This window comes from Streptomyces sp. NPDC055078, assembly GCF_053607985.1.
The window spans coordinates 1-4862 of the sequence record NZ_JBSGUP010000624.1 but is presented as its reverse complement, the minus strand read 5'-3'; the positions used below and the strand labels follow the sequence as shown (position 1 = coordinate 4862).

At 72.4% G+C, this 4862-nt stretch carries 4 protein-coding genes; 1 reads left to right on the top strand and 3 read right to left on the bottom strand.

Going from position 1 to position 4862, the window contains the following annotated elements; translation table 11 throughout:
- Positions 1-300: 300 nt before the first annotated feature.
- The 3 genes from ACWF94_RS33505 to ACWF94_RS33495 form a co-directional block, all read right to left on the bottom strand.
- On the bottom strand, positions 301-978 hold the full coding sequence (locus tag ACWF94_RS33505) for a response regulator (protein WP_453497279.1): 678 nt from the start codon (positions 976-978) through the stop codon (positions 301-303).
- Positions 975-2330, bottom strand: coding sequence for a sensor histidine kinase (locus ACWF94_RS33500; RefSeq protein WP_453497276.1), 1356 nt, complete (start codon positions 2328-2330; stop codon positions 975-977). Before ACWF94_RS33500 ends, ACWF94_RS33505 begins: the two co-directional genes overlap by 4 nt.
- A 144-nt stretch (positions 2331-2474) precedes the next feature.
- Positions 2475-3215 (bottom strand): TetR/AcrR family transcriptional regulator C-terminal domain-containing protein, encoded by a 741-nt coding sequence (locus tag ACWF94_RS33495; RefSeq protein ID WP_453497282.1) that lies wholly within the window; start codon positions 3213-3215, stop codon positions 2475-2477.
- A 102-nt stretch (positions 3216-3317) separates the two neighbouring features.
- On the opposite strand from ACWF94_RS33495, the gene ACWF94_RS33490 reads away from it, so the two are divergent.
- Positions 3318-4862, top strand: a 1545-nt coding sequence (locus ACWF94_RS33490) for an MFS transporter (RefSeq protein WP_453497273.1), incomplete at its 3' end; no start/stop codon positions are given.

The window sequence follows — 4862 nt, the reverse complement described above, 5'->3', positions numbered from 1 at the left end:
GGGCACCCCCAGCGCCACACCCGCGGGCGGGGTTGTTTTTGCCTGCCCCGGGGCGCAAGTGTCCCTGCGGGGCTGCTGGCACTTTCAGCCCGTCCGGCGTTTGAGGACACCCCGCAGGGGTGCGCGTCAGCCGACGGCGCGGCCGGTCGCCGGGGCGCTGCCCCGGAGCCGCCCCCTACGCCCTGCGGCGTGGGGGGACCCCCAGCGCCTCAAGCTCCCCCAGAGCTGCGCCTGGGAGGTGCCCCCAGCGAGGCTTGATTTGCTGACCCGGTCCGCCGGTGACCCGGTGGCGCCGAGGGGTCAGGTCGAGCCCGGCCGGACCAGCCCCGACTCGTACGCGAAGATCACGGCCTGTGCGCGGTCGCGCAGGCCGAGTTTGGACAGGACGCGGCCGATGTGGGTCTTCACGGTCTGCTCGGCGAGCACCAGATGTTCCGCGATCTCCTGGTTCGACAGGCCGCGGGCGATCAGCTCCAGTACCTCGGTCTCGCGGGGGGTGAGCCCCTTCAGCCGCAGGGAGGGGTCCTTGCGGGGCGCCGGGCGCTGGGCCGCGAAATCGGCGATGAGGCGGCGGGTGACGGAGGGGGCGAGGAGGGCCTCGCCCGCCGCGACGACGCGGACCGCGCCGATCAGATCGGCGGGCGGCGCGTCCTTGAGCAGAAAACCGGACGCCCCCGCGCGCAGCGCCTCGTACACATAGTCGTCCACGTCGAAGGTGGTCAGCATCAGGACCTTGGGGATGTGCACCACCCCCACCGGCGGCTGAAGGAGGGCGCGGGCCGCCGCCAGACCGTCCATCTCGGGCATCCGGACGTCCATCAGCACCACATCCGGGTGGGCCGACCGCGATACGTCCACTCCCGCCCGGCCGTCCGCCGCCTCGCCCACCACATCGATGTCCGCCTGCGCCGACAGCAGGGCGGCGAACCCCGCCCGCACCATGGCCTGGTCGTCGACGATGATCACGCGGATGGTCACGGCGCGTCCTCCGGGGTCACGGGTGTGACGAGCGGCAGACGCGCGGCCACCCGGAAACCGCCGTCCGGCAGTGGACCGGTGTCCAGCGTGCCGCCGGTCAACCGTACGCGTTCGCGCATTCCGACCAGCCCATGGCCGGTTCCCGTCGTCTCCAGCGGGGAATCGGGCGAGGCGGCATGGCCGTTGACGATCAGCACGGTCAGATGGGTGCCGTCCGATGTCACCGACACATGGGTCACCGCGCCGGGCGCGTGCCGCACCACATTGGCCAGCGACTCCTGCACGATGCGGTACGCGGAGAGGTCGACCGCCGGAGGCACCGTCTCCGGATCGACCCGCAGCGACAGCTCCGCGGGCACCCCCGCCCGCACGGTCGCCTCCACCAGCTGCTGCACCCGCGAGAGACCGGGCTGCGGGGTGAGTTCGCCCTCGGAGCCCTCGCTCCGCAGCACACTCAGCAGCCGCCGCATCTCCGTCAGCGACTCCCGGGCGCCCGCCGCGATCGCCTCGAACTCCTCGCGTGCCGAGGACGGGAGCCCCTCGATCCGGTACGGCGCCGAGTCGGCCTGCACGGTGATCACCGACATATGGTGGGCGACGACATCGTGCAGCTCGCGCGCGATCCGGGTGCGTTCCTCCAGCAGGGTGCGCTGGGCGCGTTCGGCCTCGCTGATGGTCTCCTGCACCACCAGCCGCCGCTGGGCGTCGCCGCGTTCGCGCAGCGCGCCCGTGACGACCAGTACCACCCCGCTGAGCACGAACAGCAGCACATGGCCGCCGTTGCTGCGTTCCTGGGAGACCAGCTCCAGCACAAGACCCGCCGCGCCCGTGGCCAGCCAGACGGCCAGCAGTCTGCGGCGCGGTTCGCGCAGTCCGAGGCAGATCATCAGCAGCAGATAGCCGACGATGACCGGCGGGGTCCACGGCCAGCTCCGGCCCACCGTGCCGTCCGCCCACATCAGGGCGACCGCCCCGAGCACATCGGCGGTGAACACGATCTGCCAGGCTTGCAGCGGCCGGGTCACGGCGAGCAGCAGCGGCGCGGTCTGCGCGGTGGCCAGCGCGCCGGCGAGCGCGCCGGACAACTGGTAGTCCTGCGTGAGCACGGTGATGGTGGTCGGCAGCAGCGCCACGGTGAAGACGAAGGCGACGGCGTACGGCATGAGCCGCATCCAGCGCTTCGCGGCCGTCGCGAAGAGCGGGGCGGTGGACTCCGACGGCGTATGGAGATCGTCGGCGAGGAGCCGCAGATTGTCCTGGACCGTGCGCAGTGCGCGGGTCCGCCGCGAGGGGGAGGTGTTTTTGGGCATGACGTGGTCAGGGTAGGCAGTACGGCCGGCCGGCGGCGTCATACCCGGGACCCGGGTGCGGTGTCATACCCCGGTACGACAGGACATGACCCGCCACCGCCGTACGGCGCAGGGGTCTGACCGGGCCGTGCCTTCGCTCGGGCGCCGGGGTCTCACGGGGGCCGTACCGCCTCAGCCGCCGGCGCCTCACCGGGCCGTGTCCCCGGCCGATGCCCGGTCGGGGGAGGCGTCCGCCGCGATGCCGTCGAGGACGTAGTCGAGGCCCCGGACGAACACCCCGTCCCAGTCGTTGTCGAGCATGTAGTCGTGGGCGCTGAGGGTGGGGTACTGATCGCTCCGCTCCCGCAGCCGAAGCTGCGCGGCGTTCCGGTCCTCGGCGGACAGCCCGAAGCTCGCGCGGGCCACCGTCGCGCCCAGGAGGTAGTTGTAGAGCGTCCAGGTCGCCGTGGCCAGCCGCCGTCCGGTGAACCCGGCCCGGACGAGGGCGGCCTGGAGGAACTCCATCCGGGCGAGCAGATTCGGTCCCAGGGTCGGCCGCTGGAGGAGCGCGGCGGACCACGGGTGGCGCAGCATGGCCGTACGCCAGTCCAGCAGCATGGTGACGATCTCGGCACGCCACTTCCCGGGCTCGGCGGCCCCTGCGGGCACCGGTGTGTCCGCGAGGATGGCGTCGAGGGCGAGGTCGACGACATCGTCCTTGGTGTCGACGTGCCAGTAGAGCGTGGTGACGCCCGATCCGATGCGCTCGGCGAGCCGGCGCATGGTCAGGCCGTCGATGCCCTCCTCGTCGAGCAGTGCCACCGCCACCTCGACGATGCGTGCCCGGGTCAGCGGAGGCTCGGCGCGGGTGGCCCGGGACTCCCGTAGCCAGACGCTTCTGGTGCTGCCCGCCTCCTGGCTGCCGCGGCCCGGCTGCTTGCCCTTGATGACCCGTACCTCCTCGCGCTCCGCGTGACCGTGAGCCTAGTACGCGAGCCTTCCCGGACAATGTACTAGTCTCTAGAACAACGTACTAGCGACGGGAGCGTCATGCGCCGGGAATCCCAGCGGGGCCAGCGAGCACAACCGCACGAGCGAGCACAACCGCACGAGCCAGCGCGGCAGGACCAGGAGAAGGCACAGGACCAGGACGAGGAGCAGGACCAGGAGCCGGAACAAGATCAGGGGCAGGGGACGGACCGGGAGGGCGAGCGGGACAACGGGCCGGACGTCGGACGGGACGACGGGCTGTCGCGGCGCAAATGGTGGGCGCTGGCGGTGATCACCCTCGCCCAGCTCATGATCGTTCTGGATGGCACCATCGTGAACATCGCGCTGCCCGCCCTCCAGCACGACCTGGGCATATCGGACGCCGACCGCCAGTGGGCGATCATCGCCTACGTCCTGCCCTTCGGCGGACTGCTGCTGCTCGGCGGCCGGATCAGCGGGCTCCTCGGCCACCGGCGTACGTTCGCGATCAGTCTGCTCGGCTTCGCGGTGGCCTCCGCGCTCGGCGGCGCGGCCACGGATGCGGGCACGCTGTTCGCCGCCCGCGCCCTGCAAGGGCTCTTCGCGGCGGCGATGGCCCCGGCCGCCCTGTCGCTGCTGAGCCTGACCTTCACCGGGCCACGGGAGCGCGGCAGGGCGTTCGGCGTGTTCGGGGCGATGGGCGCGGCGGGCTCGGGGGTCGGGCTGCTCGCGGGCGGGGTGCTCACCGAGTATCTGGACTGGCGATGGTGCCTCTGGGTCAATGTGCCCATCGCGGCTCTCGCCCTGCTCGGCATCCTCCGGGTGGACAGGGACCGGCCCGTGCCCGGCTCCGGCCGGCCGGACATCCCGGGCGCGCTGCTGAGCGTGAGCGGACCGACCGCTCTCGTCTACGGCTTCACCCAGGCCGAACCGAGGGGCTGGGGCGATCCGCTGGTGCTCACCCTGCTGGGGGCCGGGGTGCTGCTGCTCGCCCTGTTCGCGGCGGTGGAGTCCCGGGTGCGCAACCCCCTGCTGCCGACGCGGGTGCTCGCCCACCGGGCCCGCGGCGGCGCGGTCCTCACCACCGCGCTGATGCTCGCGGCCCTGTTCGGCTGCTTCCTGTTCCTGACGTACTACGCGCAGACGGTCCTCGGCTACTCACCCGTACAGGCCGGTCTCACCATCATGGTGCTGGTCCTGGGCTCGCTGATCGGCTCGATCCTCATCGCGGGGCGGCTGCTGTCCCGGGTGAGCGCCCGCGCCCTGATGGTGCCCGGTCTGCTCGCCATGGCCGCCGGACTGCTGATCCTGTCCCGCCTCACCGCCGACAGCCCGCATGTCCTCGCCCTGTATCTGGTCCCCGCCCAGCTGCTGATCGGGCTCGGCCTCGGGGCCGTACTGACCGCGGCGACCAGCCTGGCGACCACCGGGGTGGCCCCCGCCGACACGGGCACCGCGTCGGCGACGTTCAACGCGGCGCAGCAGATCGGCGGCGCGCTGGGCACCGCGCTCTTCAACACCGTCGCGACCACCGTCACCGCCACCTATCTGCGCACCCACGGCGGCGGACCGGGCGTGGCGACCGAGGGAACCGTCCACGGTTTTGGCGCGGCGCTGCTGGTGTCC

Coding starts and splice junctions, on each gene's coding strand:
- ACWF94_RS33500 (WP_453497276.1), bottom strand. CDS start 2,330: ATGACGCCGCCGGCCGGCCGTACTGCCTACCCTGACCACGTCATGCCC.